The sequence below is a fragment of the Gordonia hankookensis genome (assembly GCF_014673215.1).
In the GTDB taxonomy this organism is placed as follows: Bacteria; Actinomycetota; Actinomycetes; order Mycobacteriales; family Mycobacteriaceae; genus Gordonia; species Gordonia hankookensis.
This window is the reverse complement of record NZ_JACWMS010000001.1, coordinates 227,652-252,470: the sequence shown is the minus strand read 5'-3', so window position 1 is coordinate 252,470 and position 24,819 is coordinate 227,652. Positions and strand designations below refer to the sequence as shown.

The 24,819-nt window shown below is 67.6% G+C and carries 23 protein-coding genes and 1 pseudogene; 10 read left to right on the top strand and 14 right to left on the bottom strand.

Annotation, left to right across the window (positions count from 1 at the left end):
- Positions 1–50: 50 nt before the first annotated feature.
- Positions 51–461 carry a phage holin family protein gene (locus IDF66_RS01140; RefSeq protein WP_190265463.1) on the bottom strand — a complete coding sequence of 137 codons (411 nt, stop codon included), beginning with the start codon at positions 459–461 and terminating at the stop codon, positions 51–53.
- A gap of 72 nt (positions 462–533) precedes the next feature.
- Positions 534–1,277: a TetR/AcrR family transcriptional regulator gene (locus IDF66_RS01135; protein WP_190265462.1), complete on the bottom strand. Its 744-nt coding sequence runs from the start codon at positions 1,275–1,277 to the stop codon at positions 534–536.
- A 103-nt stretch (positions 1,278–1,380) separates the two neighbouring features.
- Between IDF66_RS01135 and IDF66_RS01130 the strand changes: the two are divergent.
- Positions 1,381–2,964 (top strand): annotated as a pseudogene (locus tag IDF66_RS01130) (MFS transporter); the annotation flags it as partial.
- On the opposite strand, the gene IDF66_RS24095 reads toward IDF66_RS01130, so the two are convergent.
- The 3 genes from IDF66_RS24095 to glnA form a co-directional block, all read right to left on the bottom strand.
- Positions 2,881–3,087, bottom strand: a complete 207-nt coding sequence (locus tag IDF66_RS24095) for a GlsB/YeaQ/YmgE family stress response membrane protein (RefSeq protein WP_223309181.1) — start codon at positions 3,085–3,087, stop codon at positions 2,881–2,883. The pseudogene IDF66_RS01130 and the gene IDF66_RS24095 sit on opposite strands and share 84 nt — an antisense overlap.
- Positions 3,088–3,232: 145 nt before the next feature.
- Entirely contained in the window at positions 3,233–3,418 is a 186-nt protein-coding gene (locus IDF66_RS01125) for a hypothetical protein (RefSeq protein ID WP_164309225.1), read from the bottom strand.
- A 153-nt stretch (positions 3,419–3,571) separates the two neighbouring features.
- Positions 3,572–5,005 (bottom strand): type I glutamate--ammonia ligase, encoded by a 1,434-nt coding sequence (gene glnA, locus IDF66_RS01120; protein ID WP_164309226.1) that lies wholly within the window; start codon positions 5,003–5,005, stop codon positions 3,572–3,574.
- Between the two features lie 341 nt (positions 5,006–5,346).
- On the opposite strand from glnA, the gene IDF66_RS01115 reads away from it, so the two are divergent.
- Positions 5,347–5,847 carry an RDD family protein gene (locus IDF66_RS01115; RefSeq protein WP_190265460.1) on the top strand — a complete coding sequence of 167 codons (501 nt, stop codon included), beginning with the start codon at positions 5,347–5,349 and terminating at the stop codon, positions 5,845–5,847.
- A gap of 38 nt (positions 5,848–5,885) precedes the next feature.
- On the opposite strand, the gene IDF66_RS01110 is transcribed toward IDF66_RS01115, so the two are convergent.
- Complete coding sequence (locus IDF66_RS01110) at positions 5,886–7,430, bottom strand: amino acid permease (protein ID WP_223309079.1); 1,545 nt, start codon at positions 7,428–7,430, stop codon at positions 5,886–5,888.
- Positions 7,431–7,651: 221 nt separating this feature from the next.
- On the opposite strand from IDF66_RS01110, the gene IDF66_RS01105 reads away from it, so the two are divergent.
- Genes IDF66_RS01105 through IDF66_RS01085 form a run of 5 tightly spaced genes read left to right on the top strand, consistent with a single transcriptional unit; the run spans position 7,652 to position 12,697 of the window.
- The gene (locus tag IDF66_RS01105) at positions 7,652–9,013 is read left to right on the top strand and encodes a glutamine synthetase family protein (RefSeq protein WP_190265459.1); all 1,362 of its coding nucleotides are present in this window, start codon (positions 7,652–7,654) and stop codon (positions 9,011–9,013) included.
- 43 nt (positions 9,014–9,056) lie between these two features.
- Positions 9,057–9,773: a gamma-glutamyl-gamma-aminobutyrate hydrolase family protein gene (locus IDF66_RS01100; RefSeq protein WP_190266240.1), complete on the top strand. Its 717-nt coding sequence runs from the start codon at positions 9,057–9,059 to the stop codon at positions 9,771–9,773.
- Positions 9,770–11,155 (top strand): aldehyde dehydrogenase family protein, encoded by a 1,386-nt coding sequence (locus tag IDF66_RS01095; RefSeq protein ID WP_190265458.1) that lies wholly within the window; start codon positions 9,770–9,772, stop codon positions 11,153–11,155. Before IDF66_RS01100 ends, IDF66_RS01095 begins: the two co-directional genes overlap by 4 nt.
- Positions 11,152–11,937, top strand: a complete 786-nt coding sequence (locus tag IDF66_RS01090; RefSeq protein ID WP_190265457.1) for a 3-oxoacyl-ACP reductase — start codon at positions 11,152–11,154, stop codon at positions 11,935–11,937. The genes IDF66_RS01095 and IDF66_RS01090 overlap by 4 nt, the downstream gene beginning before the upstream one ends.
- Positions 11,938–11,944: 7 nt before the next feature.
- The gene (locus tag IDF66_RS01085; RefSeq protein WP_190265456.1) at positions 11,945–12,697 is read left to right on the top strand and encodes a FadR/GntR family transcriptional regulator; all 753 of its coding nucleotides are present in this window, start codon (positions 11,945–11,947) and stop codon (positions 12,695–12,697) included.
- Positions 12,698–12,712: 15 nt separating this feature from the next.
- On the opposite strand, the gene IDF66_RS01080 is transcribed toward IDF66_RS01085, so the two are convergent.
- The 6 genes from IDF66_RS01080 to IDF66_RS01055 form a co-directional block, all read right to left on the bottom strand.
- Positions 12,713–13,453, bottom strand: coding sequence for a DUF4191 domain-containing protein (locus IDF66_RS01080; RefSeq protein ID WP_164309232.1), 741 nt, complete (start codon positions 13,451–13,453; stop codon positions 12,713–12,715).
- A 51-nt stretch (positions 13,454–13,504) separates the two neighbouring features.
- Positions 13,505–14,539: a lipoyl synthase gene (gene lipA, locus IDF66_RS01075; protein ID WP_190265455.1), complete on the bottom strand. Its 1,035-nt coding sequence runs from the start codon at positions 14,537–14,539 to the stop codon at positions 13,505–13,507.
- Positions 14,536–15,270 carry a lipoyl(octanoyl) transferase LipB gene (gene lipB / locus IDF66_RS01070; protein ID WP_190265454.1) on the bottom strand — a complete coding sequence of 245 codons (735 nt, stop codon included), beginning with the start codon at positions 15,268–15,270 and terminating at the stop codon, positions 14,536–14,538. Before lipB ends, lipA begins: the two co-directional genes overlap by 4 nt.
- Positions 15,263–16,147 (bottom strand): TIGR01777 family oxidoreductase, encoded by an 885-nt coding sequence (locus tag IDF66_RS01065; protein WP_190265453.1) that lies wholly within the window; start codon positions 16,145–16,147, stop codon positions 15,263–15,265. The genes lipB and IDF66_RS01065 overlap by 8 nt, the downstream gene beginning before the upstream one ends.
- Positions 16,148–16,153: 6 nt before the next feature.
- A complete protein-coding gene (gene sucB, locus IDF66_RS01060; protein WP_190265452.1) occupies positions 16,154–17,917 on the bottom strand; it encodes a 2-oxoglutarate dehydrogenase, E2 component, dihydrolipoamide succinyltransferase in 1,764 nt (587 codons plus the stop codon).
- Positions 17,918–18,082: 165 nt separating this feature from the next.
- Positions 18,083–19,033, bottom strand: a complete 951-nt coding sequence (locus tag IDF66_RS01055; RefSeq protein ID WP_190265451.1) for an SDR family NAD(P)-dependent oxidoreductase — start codon at positions 19,031–19,033, stop codon at positions 18,083–18,085.
- A 133-nt stretch (positions 19,034–19,166) separates the two neighbouring features.
- On the opposite strand from IDF66_RS01055, the gene IDF66_RS01050 reads away from it, so the two are divergent.
- The gene (locus IDF66_RS01050) at positions 19,167–20,024 is read left to right on the top strand and encodes a helix-turn-helix transcriptional regulator (RefSeq protein ID WP_190265450.1); all 858 of its coding nucleotides are present in this window, start codon (positions 19,167–19,169) and stop codon (positions 20,022–20,024) included.
- Between the two features lie 39 nt (positions 20,025–20,063).
- On the opposite strand, the gene IDF66_RS01045 is transcribed toward IDF66_RS01050, so the two are convergent.
- Complete coding sequence (locus IDF66_RS01045; RefSeq protein ID WP_190265449.1) at positions 20,064–21,608, bottom strand: leucyl aminopeptidase; 1,545 nt, start codon at positions 21,606–21,608, stop codon at positions 20,064–20,066.
- Between the two features lie 95 nt (positions 21,609–21,703).
- Here IDF66_RS01045 and gcvT point away from each other — a divergent pair, with 95 nt between their 5' ends.
- Positions 21,704–22,813: a glycine cleavage system aminomethyltransferase GcvT gene (gcvT, locus tag IDF66_RS01040; RefSeq protein WP_190265448.1), complete on the top strand. Its 1,110-nt coding sequence runs from the start codon at positions 21,704–21,706 to the stop codon at positions 22,811–22,813.
- A 100-nt stretch (positions 22,814–22,913) separates the two neighbouring features.
- Positions 22,914–24,020, top strand: coding sequence for a branched-chain amino acid aminotransferase (locus IDF66_RS01035; RefSeq protein WP_164309240.1), 1,107 nt, complete (start codon positions 22,914–22,916; stop codon positions 24,018–24,020).
- 19 nt (positions 24,021–24,039) lie between these two features.
- Here the strand turns inward: IDF66_RS01035 and IDF66_RS01030 are convergent, their stop codons facing one another.
- Entirely contained in the window at positions 24,040–24,816 is a 777-nt protein-coding gene (locus IDF66_RS01030) for an adenosylcobinamide-GDP ribazoletransferase (RefSeq protein WP_190265447.1), read from the bottom strand.
- Between the last annotated feature and the right edge of the window lie 3 nt (positions 24,817–24,819).

Genomic DNA, 24,819 nt, shown 5'->3' with positions numbered 1-24,819 from the left:
CGGCACCGGTACCCGACAGCGCTGTCGAGGGCGGAGTCTGCCCCTGTGCTCTAGCGGGCGGAGTCCGCCCGGTTCTCGCGGGCGTGCTCGATGCCGGCCTTCGCCAGGAGGAACGGCACGAACAGCGTGCCGAGCGCGGTCACCAGCCAGGTGATCACCGTCGCCCCGATCCAGGTCGGGATGCCGTGGATCTCGATGCCGTCACTGCCGAGCAGATTTGCGAGCAGCAGGGCCACGAAGGTCGACACCAGCCCGACTCCGCCGAGAAATGCCTCGGCGTTACGCCGGACGAACTTGACGATGAACGGGCTGAGGATGAGTTGCGCGGCGGCGAAGATCACGACCGCGAGGAGGAATCCGCCTGCGTGGACGTGCATGTCATCGAGAATCCACGTCGCCACCAGCAGCCCGAGGGCGGCGGAGATCAGGTAGACGACCGTACGGATGAGTATGCGGATCATGAATCAATCGTAGGCTCACGACGGCCGATCAGGGGTGTGGTTCAGTCGTGTCGCGGCAGTTGGCGGCACCCGTCACGCTGACGCGATGAGCACGTCGAGCCCGTCGAGGATGACCGCCAGACCGAAGGTCAACTCGGAGGTGAAGTAGTCGTCGTCGGTCTGTCTTTCGTCTGCGATGGCTGCCGCCAGATTCGGCAACCGGTCGTCGTCGACGAATTCGGCAACCATCGCCTCATAGCTTGTGCCCACGGTGTCGGCGCTGTCGAGCATCCCCATCTGACTCGCCTGGCGCACATGTTGCCGGACGAATCCGTCGACCAGCAGCAATGCGCTGAGTTTCTGTTGGCCCGTGAGGCCGGTCTCGGCGAATGCTTGAACCCCGGAATCGGTCCAGGACAGCACATTCGGACCCACCGGGGGCCTGCGTAGCGGGATCGCGGCGAGCCAGGGCCGTTTGCGGAGCCCTGCCGCGGCCGCGAGTGCCCACGCGGTGAGCCGCTCACGCCACGTGCCGGTCGACGTCAACCCGGGGTCCGCGGGACCGTAGGCGGTATCGACCATCACCTCGACGACGTCGTCCTTGCTGTCGACATACCGGTACAGCGACATGGTGGTGAGGCCGAGTGTGGTCGCGATCGCCTTCATCGACGCCGCCTCGACACCGTGTTCGTCGGCGATCGCCACGGCCGCGACACCGATGTCGCGCACGCTGAGTGTCGGGCGCGGACCGCGCCGCGGGGTGGGGTCGGCGCGGCCCCACAGCAGCGCCAGGTAGCGCGGGATCGCGGGTTGCGCGGTGCCGTCTGTCGAGGTCATTCCGACATCGTACTAACTGCTTGCCATGTACACAGTTGTGGGCATAACATCTGCGTACCATATAAACAGTCGATGTTGTACGCAGAAAGGTGGTGGAGTCGTCATGAATCGGCGATCCCCGTGGCTCGGCCTGCTCGTCCTGTGCCTACCGATGCTCATCGTGTCGATGGATGTCTCGGTCTTGTTCTTCGCTGTCCCGTACATCGCGGCCGATCTGTCGCCGACTCCGCAACAGCAGCTGTGGATCTTCGACATCTACGGCTTCGTGCTGGCCGGGCTGCTGCTGTCGATGGGCTCACTGGCCGACCGGATCGGCCATCGCCGGTTGTTGATGATCGGTGCCGCGGCCTTCAGCGCGGCGTCGTTGGCCGCGGCGTTCGCGACGTCGGCGGAGATGCTGATCGGTGCACGGGCCCTGCTGGCCGTGGCGGGTGCGACATTGATGCCGTCGACCCTCGCGATGATCCGTCATATCTTCGACGACGACGCCCAACGTGCCAAGGCGGTGGCGACCTGGAACGCGGTGCTCGCCGGCGGGGTGGCGGTCGGTCCGATCGTCAGCGGTCTGCTGCTCGAGCATGTCTGGTGGGGCTCGGTCTTCCTGATCAACGTGCCCATCATGGCGGTGCTGATGCTGGCGGCGCCGCTGGTACTGCCCGGCGACACCGCGTCGCCGAGCCGGCGGGTCGATGTCCTCAGCAGTCTCCTGGTGCTCGGGGCGATGCTGCCCGTCGTCGCGGCCATCAAGAATCTGGCGGCCGACGGATGGTCTGTCTCGCGGGCTGCGATGCTCGCGGCGGGCCTGGTGGTGGGCGCGATCTTCGTGGTCAGGCAACGCCGCATCGATGATCCGATGGTCGACCTCAGGCTTCTCGGGGAGCGCCGATTCGCGACCTCGATCTGGACCAACTTGATCTGCATGTTCGCGCTCCTGGGCAACTCGATCCTGATGACGCAGTATCTGCAATCGGTGCTGGGGTACTCGCCGCTGCGCGCGGCACTCTGGAGTCTCGCGCCCTCGGTGGCGGTCGGAGCCGTGGCGCCCCTGACCGCCGTCATCGCCGGACGTACCGGTCGGCCCGCGGTGATAGTCGGCGGATTATGCACGGGTGCAGCGGGTTTCGCTGTCCTGGGTGCTTTCACCGGGATTCACTCGCTGGCGATGGTGCTGATCGGCGCCACATTGCTGGCATCGGGGATCGTCGCGGCCACGTCGATGATCGCCGACTACGTGGTGGGGGTGGCGCCGGTCGATCGTGCGGGTGCGACGTCGGGACTGCTCGAGACCTCGAGTGAGCTCGGGGGAGCGCTGGGTATCGCGGTTCTCGGCAGCGTCGTCAACGCGGTGTTCCGACTGGGGTTCCCGGCGGACCTGGCCGGGGGAGAGGCGTCGCGGAGCCTGGCGGGCGCGGTGGCGGCGGTGGGGCGCCTGCCCGCAGGACAGGGCGCGACGGTGCTCGATGCTGCGCGGCATGCCTTTGTCGACGGGCTCGTGGTGGCCGCGTGGACGGGTGCCGGCATCCTGGTGTGCTCGGCAGTACTGGCCGGATGGGGACTGCGGGCGCGCTCCGACGAGCGGACGCCCGATGCGATGGGCGGCGGGTCAGGCTCGCGGCGCGCGGGATCGCTTGATGATGGCCGAACCGATCGCGACGACGATGATCGAGCCGATCAGGGCGCCGATGATGCCGCCCCAGTCGAACTTGTCGTCGTCGCCGATACCGAACAGGCCGGTGAAGATCCAATAGCCGAGGAGCGCGCCGAGCAGGCCGAGGACCGTCGAGGCGAGCCACGACTGCCATCCGCTCATGCTCTTGAACGCGTCGTTCGGCACGAGCGCCCGGGCGATGGCTCCGCAGACGAATCCGAGCAGCAACGCCGCGATCAGGCTTCCGATGTCCATGGCGACCTCCTGTCCGCAGACTAGTCCGCGACGGGACGCCTCGGGGATGGTTCTAGAGGATCTCGACCTTGGTGCCCAGTCCGAGGACGATGGCGTCCCGGTCGTCCGAACTGTTCACCAGTTCCACGAGGTGCTGATCGTTGCCTGTCGGGGTGGTGGTCCGGACCACGGCGCGCAGGCCGTCGACACTGATCCGGTCCCCGGGGGCGAGGTCTTCGACAAATCTGGTGCGAGTCATGGTCTCAAAGTAAGGCCAAATGATGTGAAACGGCAGGGTACAAAGGCCTGAACGTGACACCAATCACCGATGTGAACACTGCCACCCACAGACGCCGAAGGGCGGCCGGGACATCCCGGCCGCCCTTCGGCGTCTGTTCGGTCGGAGAACCGCTCAGCAGTCGTAGTAGAGCGCGAACTCGTACGGGTGCGGACGGATCTGCACCGGCTCGATCTCGTTCTCACGCTTGAGCGCGATCCAGGTCTCGATGAGATCCTCGGTGAACACGCCACCGGCGGTGAGGTATTCGTGATCCTCTTCGAGCTTGTCGATGACGGCGGACAGCGAGGTCGGCGCCTGCGGGATGCCCTTGGCCTCCTCTGGCGGGAGCTCGTAGAGGTCCTTGTCGACGGGCTCGTGCGGCTCGATCTTGTTCTTGATGCCGTCGAGTCCGGCCATCATCATCGCGGCGAACGCCAGGTACGGGTTGCCGGAGCTGTCCGGGCAGCGGAACTCGAGGCGCTTGGCCTTCGGGTTGTTGCCGGTGATGGGGATACGGACACACGCGCTGCGGTTGCGCTGGCTGTAGACCAGGTTGATCGGGGCCTCGTAGCCGGGCACCAGCCGCTTGTAGGAGTTCACCGTCGGGTTGGTGAAGGCCAGCAGCGACGGCGCGTGGTGCAGGATGCCGCCGATGTAGTAGCGGGCCAGGTCCGACAGGCCCGCGTAGCCGGCCTCGTCGTGGAACAGCGGCTTGCCGTCCTTCCACAGCGACTGGTGGGCGTGCATGCCCGAGCCGTTGTCGCCGAAGAGCGGCTTCGGCATGAAGGTGACGGTCTTGCCGTTCGCATACGCGGTGTTCTTGATGATGTATTTGAACAGCAGCACGTCGTCGGCGGCATGCAGCAGGGTGTTGAACTTGTAGTTGATCTCGGCCTGGCCGCCGGTGCCCACCTCGTGGTGACCACGCTCGAGTTCGAAGCCGGCGTTGGTCAGGTTTGTCGACATCTCGTCGCGCAGGTCGACGTAGTGGTCGTACGGGGCGACCGGGAAGTACCCGCCCTTCGGGCGGACCTTGTAGCCGAGGTTCGGGCTGCCGTCGGGGTCGGTGGGCGAGCCGGTGTTCCACCATCCCGACTCCGACTCCACCTCGTAGAAGGTGCCGTTCATCTGCGAGTCGAAGGAGACGCCGTCGAAGATGTAGAACTCGGCCTCGGCACCGAAGAAGCAGGTGTCGGCGATGCCGGTGGAGGCGAGGTAGTCCTCGGCCTTGCGCGCGACGTTACGCGGGTCGCGGCTGTAGGCCTCGCGGGTGAACGGGTCGTGGACGAAGAAGCTGATGTTCATCGTCTTGGCGTGGCGGAAGGGATCGATCCGCGCGGTGGCCGGGTCGGGCAGCAGCATCATGTCGGACTCGTCGATCGACTGGAAGCCGCGGACCGACGAACCGTCGAACGCCAGGCCGTCCTCGAACACGTCCTCGGTGAACGCCGACGCCGGGATCGAGAAGTGCTGCATCACACCGGGCAGGTCGCAGAAACGGATGTCGACGTACTCGACGCCCTCTTTCTTGATGCCCTCGAGAAGTTCTTCTTTGCTGCTGTACACCGTGCGGTGACTCCTTAACTTGTTCGGGTGGCCAGATCACCTGGCCCGCCTCGCCCGCCACCGAGTTGCAGCAGCGGATCTCAGCCAGAACCGTATGGACGCGAAGTTGCCCGCGCGTCAAGGCCGTGTTTCTCCTGTGTTACACGCGGTCGATGCTCGGGCGACGCACTATCGTCCCGGACCGCAACGATGCCATGTCCGCCGACAGAGCACCATCGATACCCCGGAAACATCGGCCCAGGGTGGACGATGGTGGGCCGGTGAACTGCCGCGACTACCATGGCGGTCATGGGTCAGGCGAGTACGAACAGCACGCGGCGCGGCGAGCCGGGGGTCCGGTGATGGGTAGGGCAACCGGATCATGGCTGTCGGGCCCGCCCGTCGGGCCCAGCGGTTCCGACGTCGAGTATCGAGGCCAAGACCTCGGTCTCCCCGAGTCCGGACCTGGCGCACTCGCCGGCGGGTGGCAACGCACCGCCGCCCTGCTCGTCGACTGGTTGCTGGCCGGTGGGATCTCGTTGCTGTTCGTGTCCTTCGGTTCCCCGACGCTGGGGACGACGGTGCTCGGTGTCTGGTTCGTCCTCGGGGTGGTCGCGGTGACCTTCTTCGGCTTCACCCCGGGCCAGTTCGCGCTCGGACTCCGGGTCGCCCGGGTCGACTTCGGTCCCGACCGCGCGGAAGCGGAAGCAACCGGCGAGGTCCCGTTCGCGGCCGTCGGGATCCTGCGGACGCTCGGCAGGCAGGTGCTCATCGTCTTCCTCGTCCCCGCGGTGATCAATGACTACAACGGACGGGCCATGCACGATCGGGCCACCGGGACGGCATTGGTCCGGACTCGCTGACAGGGCGTCGTGCGGATTGTGTCGCCCGGGTGCACCGATCAGTCGGTGTGGCCCTTGAGGATCTCGTGCTCGATGGTTCCGCCGAGACCTTCCTGCTCGGGATCGAATCCGTGCAGGCCGCCCGTGACCGCATACTCCTCCTCGGGTGACAGCACCAGTCGATGGCGTCCGTACAGCCCGAAGATGAGCAATCCGATCGCGTAGAACACGACGATCGCGATCACCGCGTCCCGGTAATCCGGGTTGATGAGTACGCCGATGAAGGTGATGGCCGCGATGACGAATGCGACCACCGCGCCGGTGATGCCCACCGGACTCTTGTAGGGGCGGCGGGCTTTCGGGTACTTCCGGCGCAGCAGGACGAACGAGACCATCTGCAGCATGTACGCCAGCACCGCGCCCCACACCGCGATGTTCAGCACGATCGCGCCGGCGCCGGAGATCCAGTATTCGATGACCAGCAACGCAATGAAGCCGACGACGGCGCCGGCGATGAGGGCGACGTACGGCGTCTGACGGGCTCCGGTGAGCGAGAGCACCTTCGGGTAGTAGCCGGCCCGACTCAGCGAATAGAGGTTGCGGCCGTAGGCGTACATGATGCCCTGCAGGCTCGCCAGCAATCCGATCAGTGCGAACGCCGACAACACCGACGCCCAGCCCGACGGCAGGAAGGCGCGGAATCCGTCGAGCAGTGGCTCCCCGGAGTCGCCAAGCGCGGCGGACCCGGTCACCGCCGGGTTGAGGAAGAAGACGATGGCCGCGCACCCGACGAGGGTCACCATCCCCCAGATGCCCGCACGCGGGATGTCGCGGGTGGGTTCGTGGGCCTCCTCGGCGGCCAGCGGGAGTTCTTCGATGCCCAGGAAGAACCACATGGCGAACGGCAGTGCGTAGAGGATGCCCATCACGCCGAACGGCAGGAAGTCACTCGAACCGGCCTTGGAGCCGTCCGGATCGATGTCGAGGAGTTTGCCGAAGTCGACTGCGCCATTGGCGAACGCGAGGATGGCGAAGAGCACCAGGATGCCGATCGACACGATGGCGACCACGATCGCGAACGTGAACGACGCCTCGGCTCCCCAGGAGTTCAGCGCGATGAAGATCGCGTAGAGGATGATCCACCAGACCCACGCAGGCATGCTGAGGCCGAACAGGTCGTCGGTGATGGCATCGGCGTAGGAAGCGGAGAAATAGACCACGACGCCGGTGGTGAACACGTACTCGATGGTCTCGGCGAAGCCCGTGACGAATCCACCCCACGGGCCCATCGCCGCACGCGCGAACGAATACGCGCCACCGGTGTGGGGCATGGCCGCCGACATCTCGCCGATCGAGAACAGCATGCCGAAGTACATGACGATGATGATCAGCGCGGCGATGCCGAGCCCGCCCCAGCCTGCCTGGCCGATCCCGTAGTTCCAGCCGGAGAAGTCGCCCGAGATCACTGCGGCGATCCCGATACCCCAGATACCCCAGAAGCCGGCGGTGCGTCTGAGTTGACGCTTCTCGAAATAGCCCTCCTCGGCATGGGTGTAGGTGGCACCCGCCGATCTCATCGCCGGGTTGTTCGGGACATCTGCCATCGCGGTGCTCGCTCTCACTCAGACCGGATCGTGTGCGCGGGGCGGGACGCCCGAGCAACTGATAAGGCAGAATAGGACCTCAATGGTCGGCTCACCCACCTTTAAACGAAACAATCGGGTTAAATCGGGCGGTGACGAGGAGTTGGGCGTTCGTCCAATGGTTGACTGTGGCTGACCGGCGCAGGAGAGTTCGGTCACGAGCGCGCACAGAGGAGTACGGGATGACCGACGGCATGCTGGACCTGACCGATCTGCAGGAGCTCGTCGCGGCCGACGAGATCGACACGGTGATCGTGGCGTTCCCGGACATGCAGGGGCGCCTCACCGGCAAGCGGATCTCCGCGCGCCTGTTTCTCGACGACGTGGCCGCACACGGGTCGGAATGCTGTGACTATCTGCTGGCCGTGGACGTGGAGATGAACACCGTCGATGGGTACGCCATGTCGAGTTGGGACACCGGGTACGGCGACATGGTGATGACCCCGGACGTCTCGACGCTGCGTCGGGTGCCCTGGTTGCCGGGAACCGCGCTGGTCCTGGCGGATCTGAACACGACGACCGGTTCGCCGGTGACGGTGGCGCCGCGCAACATCCTCCGCCGACAGCTCGATCGGCTCGACGAGCGTGGGTTGGTTCCTTTCGTCGGAACCGAGCTGGAGTTCATGGTGTTCGACGACACCTATCGCGAGGCGTGGGCCAGGCGATATCACGAGTTGACGCCGGCGACCGATTACAACGTCGACTACGCCATGCTCGCATCGACCCGGATGGAGCCGCTCCTGCGTGACATCCGGCGGGGGATGAGTGGCGCGGGGATGTATTGCGAGGGGGTCAAGGGGGAATGCAATCTGGGCCAGCAGGAGATCGCGTTCCGCTACGACCATGCGCTGGTGACCTGCGACAACCACACGATCTATCGCAACGGAGCAAAGGAGATCGCGGACCGGCACGGCAAGAGCCTGACGTTCATGGCCAAGTTCGACGAGCGTGAGGGCAACAGCTGTCACATCCACATCTCACTGCGGGAGCCGGACGGCACCCCGGTCTTCGCCGACGACGACGCTGAGCACGGGATGTCGCCGATGTTCGGCAACTTCATCGCGGGTGTCATCGCCTCGTTGCGGGAGCTGACGCTGCTCTATGCGCCGAACATCAACTCCTACAAGCGTTTTGTCGACGGGAGTTTCGCGCCGACGGCGATCGCGTGGGGACTGGACAATCGCACCTGCGCCCTGCGGGTGGTCGGGCGGGGCCCGGGTATGCGGGTCGAATGCCGGGCGCCGGGCGGCGACGTCAATCAGTATCTGGCGGTATCCGCCCTCATCGCGGGTGGTCTCGATGGCATCGACCGAGAGCTGACGTTGCCCGAGATCGCCACGGGTAACGCCTATCTGGGGTCGGCGCAGCGGCTTCCGACATCGTTGTCGGAGGCCGCCGAACTGTTCGCGGGCTCCGCGCTGGCCGCGCGTGCGTTCGGCGTGGACGTCGTCGAGCACTACCTCAACAACGCCCGGGTGGAGCTGGCGGCGTACGGTGCGGCCGTGACCGATTGGGAGAGGGTGCGTGGCTTTGAGCGACTGTGAGACCACCGATCGTGGAGGTCCGGCGGCCGGGCCGATCGTCGGGATGACGACGTACCTCGAACCGTCGCGGACCGGGGTCTGGGACGTGCACGCGAGCTTTCTGCCCCGCGTCTACTTCGACGGTGTGACGCGGTGTGGCGGTATCGCCACGTTGTTGCCCCCGCAACCCGTGGACGCGACGGTGGCCGACCGGGTCGTGGACGGTCTGGACGCGCTGGTGCTGACCGGGGGAAAGGACCTCGATCCGGGTTCCTATGGCCGGCAACCGCATCCGGCGACCGACGAACCCCGGGTGGACCGGGATGCGTGGGAGTTCGCCCTGTTCGATGCCGCACTGCGGGCCGGTGTGCCGATGCTCGGCATCTGTCGCGGCGCTCAGGTGATCAACGTGGCCTTCGGCGGGACGTTGCATCAACACCTGCCGGATGTCCTCGGACATTCTCGGCACCAGGCGGGCAACGCGGTGTTCACCACGACCAGGATCTCGGTGACGCCGGGAACCCGGCTCGCCTCGCTGATGGGCGAACAGACGTCGGCGGAGTGCTATCACCACCAGGCGATCGACCGCGTGGGCGACGGTCTCGTGGTGTGTGCGCGAGACGACGAGGGGGTGATCGAGGCGGTGGAACGCCCGGGAGAACCGTTTGTCCTCGCGGTGCAGTGGCATCCGGAGGAACGCCTGGACGATCTGCGTCTGTTCGCGGCGATCGTCGATGCGGGGCGTGTGTGGATGACGCGACGATCGGAGGTCGATGCATGACCGTGATGGAACTCGTCAACCCGGCGACGGCCGAGGTTTTCGCCGACGTCGAGATGCTCGACGCGGCCGCGGTCGACCGGGCGGTGACAGATGCCCAGCGGGCGCAGCGGTCCTGGGCCGGGTCGACCCCGGCTTCGCGTGGGATGGCGCTGCGCGCGTTCGCAGCTGCTGTCGAGGCGCACCGCCGGGAACTCGCCGACCTCGAGGTCACGAACTCCGGTCACCCGCTCGGACAGGCGATGTGGGAGGCCGACCATGTGCGCGACGTTCTGACCTTTTACTCGGCCACACCAGAACGATTGGCCGGCAGGCAGATACCGGTGTCGGGTGGGGTCGACATCACCTTTGCCGAGCCCATCGGCGTGGTCGGTGTGATCACGCCCTGGAACTTTCCGATGACGATCGCCTCCTGGGGCTTCGGGCCGGCGCTGGCGGCCGGGAACGCGGTGATCGTGAAACCGGCCGAATGGACGCCGCTCACGTCGATCCGTCTCGCCGAACTCGCGGTCGAATCCGGTCTGCCGGAAGGCCTGTTGCAGGTGTTGCCCGGCCGCGGTGATGTGGTCGGAGAGGCGATCATCGGCCATCCGGGCATCGGCAAGGTCGTCTTCACCGGGTCCACACGCACCGGCAGGCGCGTGATGGAACAGGCTGCGCAATCGGTCAAACAGGTCACCCTCGAGCTCGGTGGCAAGAGTGCGAACATCGTGTTCGCCGACTCCGACGTGGCGCGTGCCGCCGCGACCGCACCGTATGGCGTCTTCGACAACGCCGGCCAGGACTGCTGTGCCAGAAGTCGAATCCTGGTGCAGCGCAGTATCTACGACGAGTTCATGGAACGGCTCGAACCGGCTGTGGCCGGGGTGCGGGTGGGGGATCCACGCGACGACGGCACCGAGATGGGTCCGCTCGTGTCGCGGCCGCATTGGGAGAAGGTCGCGTCCTACGTGCCGGACGGGGCGCCGGTCGCCTTCCGGGGCAGCGCTCCGGACGGGCCCGGATTCTGGTTTCCGCCGACGGTGCTGACGCCGCAACCGGATGATCGCAGTGTGCGTGAGGAGATCTTCGGGCCGGTGGTCACGGTCCAGGCGTTCGACGACGAGGCCCAGGCCGTCGCGATGGCGAACGATTCCGCGTACGGACTGTCCGGGTCGATCTGGACCGAGAACCTGTCGCGGGCGATGCGGGTCTCGCGAGCGGTGGCGTCGGGGAATCTGTCCGTGAATTCGCATTCGGCGGTGCGGTATTCGACACCGTTCGGCGGCTACAAGCAGTCGGGTATCGGGCGAGAACTCGGGCCAGACGCGCCGTCGGCCTTCACCGAGACCAAGAACGTCTTCATCGCGGTCGGACCCGACCCGCAGGCAGAAGGGACATCATGAGCAGCACAGTCGATCTGACCCAGCGTCTGTCCGGCAAGGTCGCCGTGGTCACCGGCGGTGCCGGCGGGATCGGTCTGGCCTCGGCCCGCCGGATGCGGGCGGAGGGCGCGACGATCGTCATCGGTGATCTGGACCGCGACGCCGGCCGGCGGGCGGCCGACGAGGTCGACGGTCTGTTCGTCGACGTCGACGTCGCAGACCAGGGCCAGGTGGACGCGCTGTTCGACACGGCGGCACAGCGTTACGGCTCGGTCGACATCGCGTTCAACAACGCGGGTATCTCGCCACCCGACGACGATCTCATCGAGACGACCGAACTCGATGCCTGGGATCGGGTCCAGCAGGTGAACCTGACGTCGGTCTACTTCTCCTGCCGCGCGGCGTTGCGTCACATGGGTCCGGCCGGTCGGGGATCGATCATCAACACCGCATCGTTCGTCGCCGTGATGGGATCGGCCACCTCACAGATCTCCTACACCGCCTCCAAGGGTGGTGTGCTGGCGATGTCACGCGAGCTCGGTGTGCAGTACGCGAGGCAGGGCATCAGGGTCAATGCACTGTGTCCCGGGCCGGTGAACACCCCGCTGCTCAAGGAACTGTTCGCGAAGGATCCCGAACGCGCGGCGCGACGATTGATCCACGTACCGGTCGGGCGGTTCGCCGAACCAGAGGAGCTCGCCGCCGCGGTCGCGTTCCTCGCCAGCGACGACGCGTCGTTCATCACGGCGTCGACGTTCCTGGTCGACGGCGGCATCAGCTCGGCGTACGTGACACCCCTGTAGGGATGCGATGACCATCCGGGCCCGTTCCGAACAACTCGCGGACGCACTGCTGGCGCCGGTGCGGCCGGCGAACGCGTTCGAAGAGACCGTGGGTCGCCTGCTACAGCTGATCCGACTCGGAGTGTTCGAGCCGGGGGAGTCGATTCCGCCCGAGCGGGAACTCGCCGTGCGTCTCGGGGTCAGCCGGGACACCGTCCGGGAGGCGATCAAGGCGCTGGCCGACGCGGGATTCCTGGTCTCCAAGAGGGGGCGGTACGGCGGCACGTTTCTCACCGACGTACTTCCGGCGCCCGGTGCGGTCGATCACACCGGCGGGCCTGCGGGGGACGACGACGAGCCGGTCACCCGCGCCGACCTCGACGATGTACTCCGGCTCCGCGAGATCCTGGAGGCGGGCGCGGCCCGGATGGCCGCGGGACGCACGTTCTCGGCCACCGAACGCGAGGCGCTGTGGACGCGCCTGACCGACATCCGGGACGCCACCGACGACGACTACCGCAGGCTCGACTCACGACTGCACCTCGCGATCGCGGAGGCCGCGGGGGCGCCGTCGCTGGTGGGCCTGGTTGCCGACAACCGGATGCGGATCAATCGGCTACTCGACCGCATCCCGCAACTCGAACCGAACATCACGCATTCCGATGAGCAACACGAGGCGATCGTGATCGCCATCCTGACGGGCGATCCGGCCGGCGCAGCCGATGCGATGCGTGCTCACATCGAGGGCACGGCGACCCTGCTGCACGGATTTCTGGACTGACTGCGCGCGGTGGGTTCAGCCGCGACGTCGAGCCGTACGCTGCATCCCGCGGACCTTGGCGTTGCCGGGTACCGGTCCCTTCGGCATACCCGGGCCCTGCTGATTGCGGCCGCCCAGCGCGGCGAGGCGACCCTCCAGGGCATCGATCCGCTTGCTGTCGATGTTGCGCGGCAGCTTGTTGATGTGCTTTTCCAGCTTGCTCAGCGGGACCAGCCCGTCGTCGTTGCCCACCACGATCTCGTAGATCGGTGTGTCGCCGACGACTCGGGCGACCTTCTTCTTCTCTTGCGCGAGCAGAGTTTTGACGCGGGTCGGTGACCCTTCGCCGACGAGGATCACACCAGGTTTGCCGATCACCCGGTGGACAGCGTCGAGGTGGGCGTTGCCCGACACCGCCTGCTTGACCCGCCATTGGCCGCGCATGTTGCCCAGCGCCCAGCCGGCGGCACCTGCCTGCCCCTCCGCCTTGGTGTAGACGGTGCGCTGTACGCGCCGTCCGAACAGGATGAAGGCGGCGAGCAGACCGAGGACGATGCCCAGCGGAAGCAGCAGCCAGACCGAACCGAAGATCAGGCCGAGGACCACGAAGACCGCGACGATCAGGACGAACAGCCCGGCCATGTACGGGATCAGCCGTTTGTCTTCCTTGCGCTGCATCTGGAAGGCCTGCCACAGCTGCTTGTAGCGTTCCCGGGACGCCTGCCTGCGGGCCTTCTTCGCTTCGGCCTTCGCCTCTTTGTCTTGCGCCTTTGCCATGCTGACCAGTTTACGTCGCAGGTTTCGCGCGTCGGACCCGGCGGTCGATCTCTATCGCGCGAGTCGTTCCAGCAGGCTCGTGGCCTCCTGGCTGGCCGAGCCGCCGTCGGCCAGGTGGGCCATCGCCGGGGCGAGTTCTCGACCGTGACGAGCCATGGCCTGGGCGTACAGACGTCCGGCACGATACGAGGAGCGCACCAGCGGGCCCGCCATGACGCCCGCGAACCCGACCTCCGTCGCGAACTCGGAGTGGTCGACGAACTCTTCGGGCTTCACCCACCGTTCCACCGGGTGGTGACGCGGCGAGGGGCGCAGGTACTGCGTGATGGTCAGGATGTCGCAGCCGGCCTCGTGCAGATCGACGATGGCGCTCTGCACTTCTTCGGGTGTCTCACCCATACCGAGGATGAGGTTCGACTTTGTCACGAGGCCGAAGTCGCGGGCCTGGGTGATGACGTCGAGTGATCGCTCGTAGCGGAACGCCGGGCGGATGCGCTTGAAAATCCGCGGCACCGTCTCCAGGTTGTGGGCCAGCACTTCGGGCCGGGCCTCGAACACCTCGGCCAACAGATCCGGCTTGGCGTGGAAATCAGGGATGAGATTCTCCACCCCGGTGCCCGGGTTGAGCCGGTGGATGGCGCGCACGGTCTCGGCGTAGAGCCAGGCGCCCTCGTCCGGCAGGTCGTCGCGGGCGACGCCCGTGATGGTCGAGTAGCGCAAGCCCATCGCCTGCACGCTCTCGGCGACCCGGCGCGGCTCGTCGCGGTCGAGTTCGGCAGGCTTGCCGGTATCGATCTGGCAGAAATCGCAACGGCGCGTGCACTGTTCGCCACCGATCAAGAACGTCGCCTCGCGATCCTCCCAGCATTCGTAGATGTTGGGGCAGCCCGCTTCCTCGCACACCGTGTGCAGACCCTCACGCTTCACGAGGCCCTTGAGTTCGGTGTACTCGGGGCCCATCGTCGCGCGCGTCTTGATCCACTTCGGCTTGCGCTCGATGGGGGTCTGCGCGTTCCGCACCTCGAGGCGCAGTAGCTTGCGGCCGTTGGGGGCGGGGTCTGAGGGAGTGATGGGAGACGCGGTCACTGCACAGATCCTACGCTTGCGGTTGTGGGTGCACCGAGTGCGCGGTTCTGGTCGTCGAGTGCCGACTGCACGGCCGCGGCGACCGGTGCGAGTGTGTCACCGACGGTGATCGGTCGTTCGAGTTCGCGGCTCAGCGACGTCACGCCGGCATCGGCGATACCGCACGGCACGATCGACTCGAACGCCGACATATCCGGGTCGATGTTCAGCGCGAATCCGTGCAGTGCGACGCCACGCGCCACCCGGATGCCGATCTGCCCGAGTTTGCGCTCTCCGCCGCCTCGGTTCGGCCCGTTCCCGGCGCCGCTCTGATCGGTCACCCACACACCGGACCTGCCGTCGACCCGTCCCGTGGTCACGCCGAGGTCGGCGCACACCGTGATCAGTGCCTCCTCGAGTCGGCGGACGTACTCGACCACGTCCAGTGGTTCGGCGAGACGGACGATCGGGTACCCCACCAGCTGTCCCGGCCCGTGCCAGGTGATGCGGCCACCGCGGTCCACGTCGATCACCGGCGAGCCGTCGGTGGGCCGGTCGGAGTCCTCGGTGCGTTTGCCCGCCGTGTACGTGGACGGATGTTCGAGCAGCAGCAGGACGTCGTGGTCGAGCGTGCCGTCGGCGCGGTCGGCAGCGAGCCGGTGCTGCAGATCGTAGGCCGCCCGGTAGTCGAGCGTGCCCAGACGACGCACCTCGATCGGAGCCGTGGAGCTGCGGATGGATCGGTCACGCACGGGTGTACTCCAGGGCGTCGTCGATCTGTGGATGGGTGAACGAGAAGCCGTTGTCGGTCAGCACACCGGGTACAACGCGCTGACTGAACAGAATCATTTCCTCGGCCATCTCTCCGCCGACCCGTCTGGCCGCGAACGCCGGCACCTTGAGCACGGCCGGCCGGTGCATTGCACGGCCGAGGGCCGATGCGAACTCGCTGAACGGCACGGCCCCGGGCGCGGACAGATTGACCGGCCCGCTGATCGTCGACTCCAGCAGGAACGCGATGGCGCGGACCTCGTCCGGCAGGCTGATCCACGAGAAGTACTGTGTGCCGTCACCGATGGCCCCACCCAGACCGAGCCAGAAGACCGGCTGCAGGCGGGACAACAATCCGCCCCTGCGGGAGAGCACCGGCGCAGTGCGCAACAACACCACGCGGGCATCGTCACCGGCGTTCGCGGTCGCCGCCTGTTCCCAGTCGGTGACCAGGCCGGCGAGGAATCCTTCTCCGGCGGAAGCGGATTCGTCGGCCGCCCGATCTCCGGTGTCACCGTAGAAGCCGCTCGCCGAGGCGCTGATGAAGGTCGGCACGCCGGCCCGCGCGACCGCTTCGGCGAGCACCTCGGTCGGGGTGATGCGGGAATCCCGGAGTTCCTGCTTGAAACGCCCGGTCCAGCGGTGGTCGCCGACGCCGACGCCGCCGAGGCCGATCACCGCGTCCACATCCCGCAGGCTCTCCTCTGGGACCCCGAACGTCTCGGGGTCCCAGGAGAACTCGTCATCGGACAGGGCCTCGCGACGGACCAGCCGGACCACGGTGTGGCCGGCGTTGCGCAACGCGGAGACCACCGCGGAGCCGATCAACCCCTGCGAGCCGGCGACGGCTACTCGCATCGCGTCCTAGAGGCCGAGATCTGCGGCGAACGCGGCTTGTTCGAGGCGCTTCTTGACCGTGGTGAGGAAGCGGCCCGCATCCGCACCGTCGATCAGGCGGTGATCGTAGGTGAGCGGCAGATACGACATCGACCGCACGGCGATCGACTCCGAACCGTCGTCACCGGAGATGACGACCGGGCGCTTCACGATGGCGCCCGTACCGAGCATCGCCGCCTGCGGCGGCACCAGGATCGGGGTGTCGAACAAGGCGCCCTGGCTACCGATGTTGGTGATGGTGAACGTGCCGCCTGCCAGCTCGTCGGGCTTGAGGCCGCCGGCGCCCTTGCGTGCGCGCGCCGCGATGTCGGCGATCGCACGGGCCAATCCGGCGATCGACAGGTCATCGGCGTTGTGGATCACCGGCGACAACAGACCCTGCTCGGTGTCGACCGCGATGCCGAGATGCACCTTGTCGTAGTAGGTGATCTCTTTCTTGTCCTCGTCGATCGACGCGTTCACATTGGGGTGCGCCTTGAGCGCCTCGACGACGGCCTTCGCGATGAACGGCAGGAAGGTCAGGTTCACACCCTCGGAAGCCTTGAAGGACTCCTTGGCCTGCTTGCGCAGGGACACGATCTTGGTCATGTCGACCTCGAAGACCTGGGTGAGCTGTGCGCTGGTCTGCAGCGATTCCCGGGTCTTCTTCGCGGTGATCTGCCGGATCCGGTTGATCTTCTGGGTGGTCCCGCGCAGTGCGGCCAGCTCGGGCTTGACCTCCGGCGCCGCCGAGCCTGCGGGTGCCTGCGCGGCAGCCGGGGCCGACGCGGCGGGCGCAGCCGTCTCGGCGGGAGCCTTCGCGGCGTCGGCCGCGGCCAGCACGTCCTGCTTGCGGATTCGGCCGCCGACACCGGTGCCCTTGATGCTGTTCAGGTCGATGTCGTTCTCCGCAGCCAGCTTTCGGACCAGCGGTGTCACGTACGGGGTCGACTCGACCGTCTTCGGCTCGGCTGCGGCCGGCTTCTCGGACTGCGCGGCGGGTGCGGGCTCCGGCGCGGATGCCGGCTCCGGCTCCGGCTCCGGCTCGGGTTCGGGCGCCGGCTCGGGTGCCTTCTCGGCCTCTGGTGCCGGGGCAGATTTCTGGCTCGGCGCAGCAGATGCGTCCCCGATCACGGCGAGTTTGCCACCGACCTCGATGACGTCGTCCTCCTCGGCGACGATCTCGAGCAATGTACCGGCGACCGGCGACGGGATCTCGGTGTCGACCTTGTCCGTCGACACCTCGAGCAGCGGCTCGTCGGCGGCGACCTCGTCGCCGACGGCCTTGAGCCAGTTGGTCACGGTTCCTTCGGTCACCGACTCGCCGAGTTCGGGCATCACCACATCGGTGCCCTCGGCGGAGCCGCCGCCCTTCGTCGATTCGCCCGAGGGCTTTGCTGCCGGTGCTTCTGCGTCCGTCGACGGCGCCTCGTCGGCCTGCTCCGGCTCGCCCGCGTCGGTCGGCTCGTCGCCACCGCTCGAGTCGGCGCCACCGTCGCCACCGGACTGCTCGCCGGCCTCACCGATGAGCGCGAGTTCGCCGCCGACCTCGACGACGTCGTCTTCCTGGGCGACGATCTTCGTCAGCACACCCGAAGTGGGGGCGGGGATCTCGGTGTCGACTTTGTCGGTGGACACCTCGAGCAATGGCTCGTCGGCCTCGACGGTGTCGCCCTCCTCCTTCAGCCACCGCGTGACTGTCCCTTCGGTGACGCTTTCACCCAGGGCGGGCATCTGGACGGAGAAGGCCATCGTTGTTGACTCCTGAACTCGACGTGTGGTCACTAGGTCTGCGCGCCGCGGTGTGTGCGCCGTCGGTGCACGGAGACGGGCTGTGGCGGGTGAGCCGTCCGTCCCTGAGCTACCCTACCCGGCACGCGTCACAGGGACCGGGTGTGCCCGGAGATTTGCGGCGCGTCATGCGCCGGCCCGCTCGGCGGCGTTCAGGAGTTCTGTTGTGGCCTCCCACAACCTCGCCTCGCGGGCCCGATCGCTCGCGAAGGGTTTCACGTCGCGTTCGGCATCGACGACCACGAACGCGCCGTCCTTGAGGTGTGCCCAGCGGTCGTCGAGGACGATCGACGCGAGTGCGGGACCGGACTTCGTGGGCGACGAGACCCCCGGAATCCGTTCGATCACGCGGCCGATCTGCTGCATGCGCGGACCGTGCTCCCGCGACAAACCGGTACCGGGCATGAAGCCGGGCTCGAACACCGCGACCGAGATTCCGGGCCGCACACGCCGCTGCAGTTCGTGTGCGTAGTAGAGGATCGCGAGTTTGGAGTCGGAGTACGCGACGCCCGCCGCCTCGAGCGACGCCGACGCCGCGGGGTCCGCGGCACGGGCCAGCTCGACCGGATCACGCCATGTTGCGGCCGGAACGTGCAGAATCCGGCGGAAGATGTTCTGGTGGTAGGTGTTCGATCCCAGCAACACGATGCGGGCAGGCGGCGTGAAGGTCTCGAGGAGATCGCCGATCAGTTGTGCGTGCGCGAGATGATTCACCGCGAAGGTCCTCTCGAACCCGTCGGCGGAGGCTCCGCGGGTGTCCGCCACCGATATCCCGGCATTGGCCACCAGCGCGTGCAGTGGGCGTACCGAGCCGCCGCCGATCAGTTGCCGAGCCACCCGCGCCGCATCCCGCACCTGCGACAGGCGTGCGAGGTCGGCGCCGATCGCATGGACAGTCGTCCCGGTCGCGCGGGCGGCATCGGTGATCTCGTCGAGTGCCCGACCAGGCCTCCCGACCAGCAGCAGATCCGGGCGGCCGTCGGCCGGGCGGTTCGCGATGGCCATCGTGGTGGCTTTCCCGAGACCGCCGGTCGGGCCGGTGATCAACACGGTTCCCGGTGTTGTGGTGGTGGTCATCATCGTCTCCGTTCGTCGTGGGTGAGTCCCGGGACCGAGACTCGTCCACGCGGCAGGGGACAGGCAGTCGTCGGCTTTTCGTAGGACTGCCAGGGCCAGGACAACGACCGTCGGGGTGTGCACACTCGAATGCGTGGAAACGTGGGAGTTCGGCCGGATGGTGCGTCAGTGGCGTGATCGGCTCGAGCCGTCCACCGTTGGCGTTCCGGTCGCCGGTCGCCGACGTGCGTCCGGTCTGCGGCGAGAGGAACTCGCCTGGCTGGCCGGCATCTCCGTCGACTACCTCACGCGACTCGAGCAAGGTCGATCGACCTCGCCGTCGGTGCAGGTGGTGGAGAGTCTCGCCCGCTCACTGCGACTCGGCGATGCCGAACGCGATCTCTTGTTCCGCCTGGCCGGGCATGCCACGCCGGGTCGTGACGTGGTGTCCGCGCGCATCACCCCGAGTGTCCAACGCCTGCTCGACCGGCTGGCCAACACCCCCGTCGCCGTCTACGACGCGACCTGGACACTCATCGTCGCCAATGCGCCGTACGACGCATTGATGGGTGCCACGACGGGCTGGCGGGGCATCGAACGCAACAGTGTCTGGCGTAACCTCGTCGGGCCGGGGACCCGAGCGGTCCACTCGCCAGACGAGCAGGCCGAGTTCGAGGCCGGTCTGGTCGGCGACCTACGTCTGAGCGCTGCCCGCTATCCGGCCGATCACCGGTTGCGCGAGCTCGTCGCCGAACTGTCGGCACAGAGTCCCCGTTTCGTCGACCTCTGGGGATCCGGCGAGGTCGGGCGGCACGCGGATCCGGGCAGGCGCAAGACGATCGATCACCCGGACGTCGGCTTGATCACACTCGACTGCGACACCATGATCGTCGCCGCCGACGACATCCGGATCATGATCTACACCGCGGAGCCCGGCACCGAGGACGCCGAGCGGCTTGCGCTCGCGATCGTCCTCGGCACCCAGCGCATGGTCGAGGGTCTGCAACCCTGATCGACTCGAGTGACCGTGGTGTGCTCAGCCGCGGTGTGCTCAGCCGTGGTCGGCGATGTCCTCGAGTACCCGGGCGATGGTGCGGACCGGCACGCCGGTGCCGCCCTTGGTCGTGTAGCCCCACGGGCCGGACGTGTTGAACGCCGGACCCGCGATGTCGATGTGGGCCCATCCGACGGATTCGGCGACGAACTCCTTGAGGAACAGTCCGGCCGACAGCATGCCGCCGTTGCGGTGATTGGTCACGTTCGCCAGGTCGGCCACCCGCGACTTGAGGTCACCGCGCAATTCGGCGGGCAGGGGCATGGCCCAACCGTTCTCGCCGACCTCGCGTGACAACGCCGCGACGCGATCACGGAACTCGTCGGTGCCCATCACGCCCGGGGTGCGTGCCCCCAGGGCGACCATCTGCGCACCGGTCAGCGTGGCGGTGTCGATGAGGTAGTCGGGTTCGTCCTCGCAGGCCCGCACGATCGCGTCGGCCAGGATCAGTCGGCCCTCGGCGTCGGTGTTGAGCACCTCGACCGTGGTGCCCCCGTACTGGGTGAGGACGTCGCCCGGTCGCTGCGCGGTTGCCGAGGGCATGTTCTCGGCCATCGGCACGGTCGCGGTCACCGAGACGTCGAGGTCGAGTCGCGCGGCCAGGATGGTGGCCGCGATGACCGCGGCCGCGCCACCCATGTCCGAGGTCATGTGGTCCATGTTCGCCGCCGGCTTGATGGAGATGCCGCCGGTGTCGAAGGTGATGCCCTTGCCGACGAGCGCCACCTTCTTGGCGTCCTTCTTGCCGGTGTGGACGAGACGCACCAGCCGCGGCAGACGCGACGAGCCCTTGCCGACGCCGATGATGCCGCCGTATCCGGCCTTCTCCAGCGCGGTGTCGTCGAGCACCTCGACCTTGAGGCCGACGGCGCTGCCGAGCACACGGGCGCGCTCGGCGAACTCCTCGGGATAGAGGTGACTCGGCGGGGTGTTCACGAAGTCGCGGGCGATGGCCACCGAATCGGCCACCGCGGCCGCGTGGGCCAACTCGGCCTTGGCCGTCCGGCTCTTGTCGTCGACGAGCAGCGTGATCGTGGTGGGGAGCGACTTCTTGGGACGCGTCTTCTCCGACCGGAATGTGTCGAAGCGGTACGCGCCCAGGAAGAATCCCTCGGCCGCGGCGCCCAGGTTCACCGCCGACAAGGTGGTGGCCGCCTGTGGATGGCCGTCGAGTTCACGCGCCGCTATCCCGGCGGCCTGCCGGATCTGTTCCGGGTCGTCGAGGTTGTCGGTGGTGCCGAGCCCGACCGCGACGATGATGTCGACATCGAGGCCCGCGGGTGCCGGTAGCCGGGTGATCTCGCCGTGCGAGCCGCTCGCGCCCAGGTGGCGTGCGGCCGCACCGACGAACTCGGCTTGCGCGTCGTCGAAGATCCCGTCGCCGATCACCAGGGTGGGCTCGGCATCGGTGCCGCCGCCCTCCTTGTCACTGTTCTCGGGTTTGATCAGGCCGATCACCAGGGCCTTGTCGGCCTTGCCGAGGGTGGTCGCCAACTCCAGTTCCGGGCCGCGTACGCGGTCAGTCGTCTCGTTCTTGCTCACGGCACAACTCTGCCACAGGCATGCGGGTGCGACGGAGGGCGACAGGGCATGCGGCTTCGCGGTCATGACGCTTCGGCCCAGTACCGTAGGTGTCCATGAGTGAACTCCTTGCGGGCCCGATCGCTGACCGCCATCGCGCTCTCGGCGCCACCTTCGCCGCCTTCGGTGGCTGGGACATGCCCGTCTCCTATGCCGGAACCGTCGCCGAGCACACCGCCGTCCGCGAGAGCGTCGGCATCTTCGACGTGAGCCATCTCGGGAAGGCCGTCGTCGCGGGTCCGGGGGCTGCGGACCTCGTGAATCGCACCTTGACCAACGACCTCGCCAAGATCGCACCGGGCAAGGCGCAATACACGCTGTGCTGCAACGAATCCGGCGGTGTCGTCGACGACCTCATCACCTATCTGGTGAGCGACGACGAGGTGTTCCTGATCCCGAATGCGGCGAACACCGCGAGCGTGGTCGAGCGACTGGTCTCGGCGGCACCAGACGGCGTCACCGTGACGGACCGCCATCGTGATCACGCGGTGTTCGCTGTGCAGGGGCCGAAGGCCCCCGAGGCCCTGGTGCGCGTCGGCCTGCCCACCGAGATGGAGTACATGGCGTTCACCGACGCCGAGCTGGCCACCGAGGGCGGGACGCTGCCGGTGCGCGTGTGCCGGACCGGGTACACCGGGGAGCGCGGGTACGAACTCCTGCCGCGCTGGGACGACGCCGGGCCGGTGTTCGACGTGTTGCTGGCTGCGGTCACCGAACTCGGTGGTCAGCCCGCGGGGCTGGGCGCCCGCGACACCCTGCGGACGGAGATGGGATACGCGCTGCACGGGCACGAACTGAGCACCGACATCACGCCCGTGCAGGCCCGCTCGGGCTGGGCGGTCGGCTGGAAGAAGCCCGAGTTCTTCGGCCGGGAGTCGCTCATCGCGGAGAAGGCCGCAGGCCCGGTCCGCAGGCTCCACGGACTGAAGGCCATCGGGCGCGGTGTGCCGCGGGCGGAGTGCGCGGTGCTGTCGGGTCCCGGCGGCACGCAGATCGGCACGTGCACATCTGGGACCTTCTCGCCGACGCTCAAGCAGGGCATCGCGCTCGCGCTGCTGGCCACCGATGCCGGGATCGCGGTCGGGGACGAGGTGGTGGTGGACGTCCGCGGGCGGGACCTGGCGTGCGAGGTCGTCGCGCCGCCGTTCGTGACGCCGCACGTCTGACCTCGGGGTCGGGCCCGGCCGCCACCGCGCGGACCCGGGCCGCGTCGCAACGGTGACGGCGGGCGACAACCCGTTTGCGGTGCGGCGGTACGATTGGCCAATGACCTTGCAGTTCACGCGTACCGAGCATCCCCACCCGGTGTCGGAGAATCGTCGGTCGGAGATCCTCTCCGCACCCGGTTTCGGCAAATTCTTCACCGACAACATGGTGATGGTCGACTACGACGTGGATCGTGGGTGGCACAACGCGCAGGTGCGTCCCTATGCCCCGATCGCGCTCGACCCGTCGGCGATGGTGCTGCATTACGGCCAGGAGGTCTTCGAGGGTCTCAAGGCCTACCGTCAGCCCGACGGTTCGATCGCAGCATTCCGGCCGGAGGCCAACGGCCTGCGGATGCAACGTTCCGCCGAGCGTCTGGCGATGCCCCCCCTGCCCGTCGAGGACTTCATCGCGTCGTTGCGGGTGCTCCTCGACGCCGACAACGAGTGGGTGCCCGCCGCCGGCGGCGAGGAGGCCCTCTATCTGCGCCCGTTCATGTTCGCGTCGCAGGCCGGTCTCGGCGTCAACGCGCCGTCGAACCAGTACATCTACTCGGTCATCGCGTCACCGGCCGGGGCGTATTTCTCGGGCGGGATCAAGCCGGTCAGCGTCTGGCTCTCCACCGAGTACGTGCGCGCCGCACCTGGCGGTACCGGATTCGCCAAATGCGGTGGCAACTACGCGGCCGCCTTCCTCGCGCAGGCCCAGGCCACCCAACACGGCTGCGACCAGGTCGTCTGGCTCGACGCGATCGAGCGTCGCTACATCGAGGAGATGGGCGGCATGAATCTGTTCTTCGTGTTCGGGTCCGGCGCGGACGCGCGGCTGGTGACCCCGGAGCTGAGCGGTTCGTTGCTGCCAGGCATCACCCGGGAGTCCTTGCTGCAGTTGGCAACCGACGCGGGCTTCGCCGTCGAGGAACGTCGCATCACGACCGATGAGCTGCGGAAGGGCGTGGCCACGGGCGACATCACCGAGGTCTTCGCCTGTGGGACCGCGGCTGTCATCACACCCGTTGGCCGGGTCAAGGGCGACACCGAGGACTACATGATCGGCGACGGTTCGGCGGGTGAGGTGACCCAGGCGTTGCGTGACACGTTGACCGGGATTCAGCGCGGCACCTTCGCCGACACGCACGGCTGGATGACCGAGCTCTACCGCCGGTAGACCGGTCGGCGTGCCCCGCTCAGACGAGCAGGCCGACCACCGAGAGTGTCACCCCCAGTTCGATACCGGCACCCAGGATGTCGCCACTGATGCCGCCGATCCGGCGGGCGCAGTGCCGGGTGAACCACCACCCGCACGCGACGACCGCACCGGCAACGATCACCGACTGGACGGCCTGCGCGGTGGAGAACCCGTCGGCTCGCCAGCCGGTGGCCAGCGCGCCGACGATCGCGAGTCCGCTCCACACCGCGACCGACCTGCGCTGGCTGTTCGCGACGAGCGCGCCGAAGCCTTCGGGATGCGCCGCCGGCAGACCGCGCCGGGCTCCGACCACCGCGATCAAGCGGCCGAGGGCGATGGCGAAACCGATGTCGTACCAACGGTGTTCGCCGGCCAGGACGCCGAAGCCGACCGACTGGATGAGCATCACCGCAACGATCGTGGCCACCCCGAAAGGTCCGGCCGATCCACTGCGCATCACTTCGGCGACCCGTTCCGGCGGCCCGTAACAGCCGAGTCCGTCGGCCGTGTCGGCCAGGCCGTCGAGGTGCATGCCACGCGTGAGCAGGGCCAGCACGACGACCACGATGGCACCGATCATCGTGTCGGGCAGGTCGGTGACGGACAGGAGCGCCGCCACCCCGGCGGCCAGCACTCCGAGAACTGCGCCGACCACGGGGACCGCGCTCATCACGGCGCCGCCGACCGCGCGGTCCATGGTCACGCGGGGCTGGGGGACCGGGAGCACCGTCAGCCAGCTGAGTGCGACGTGGACGGCCCGCAGCGGCGTGTGCATCGA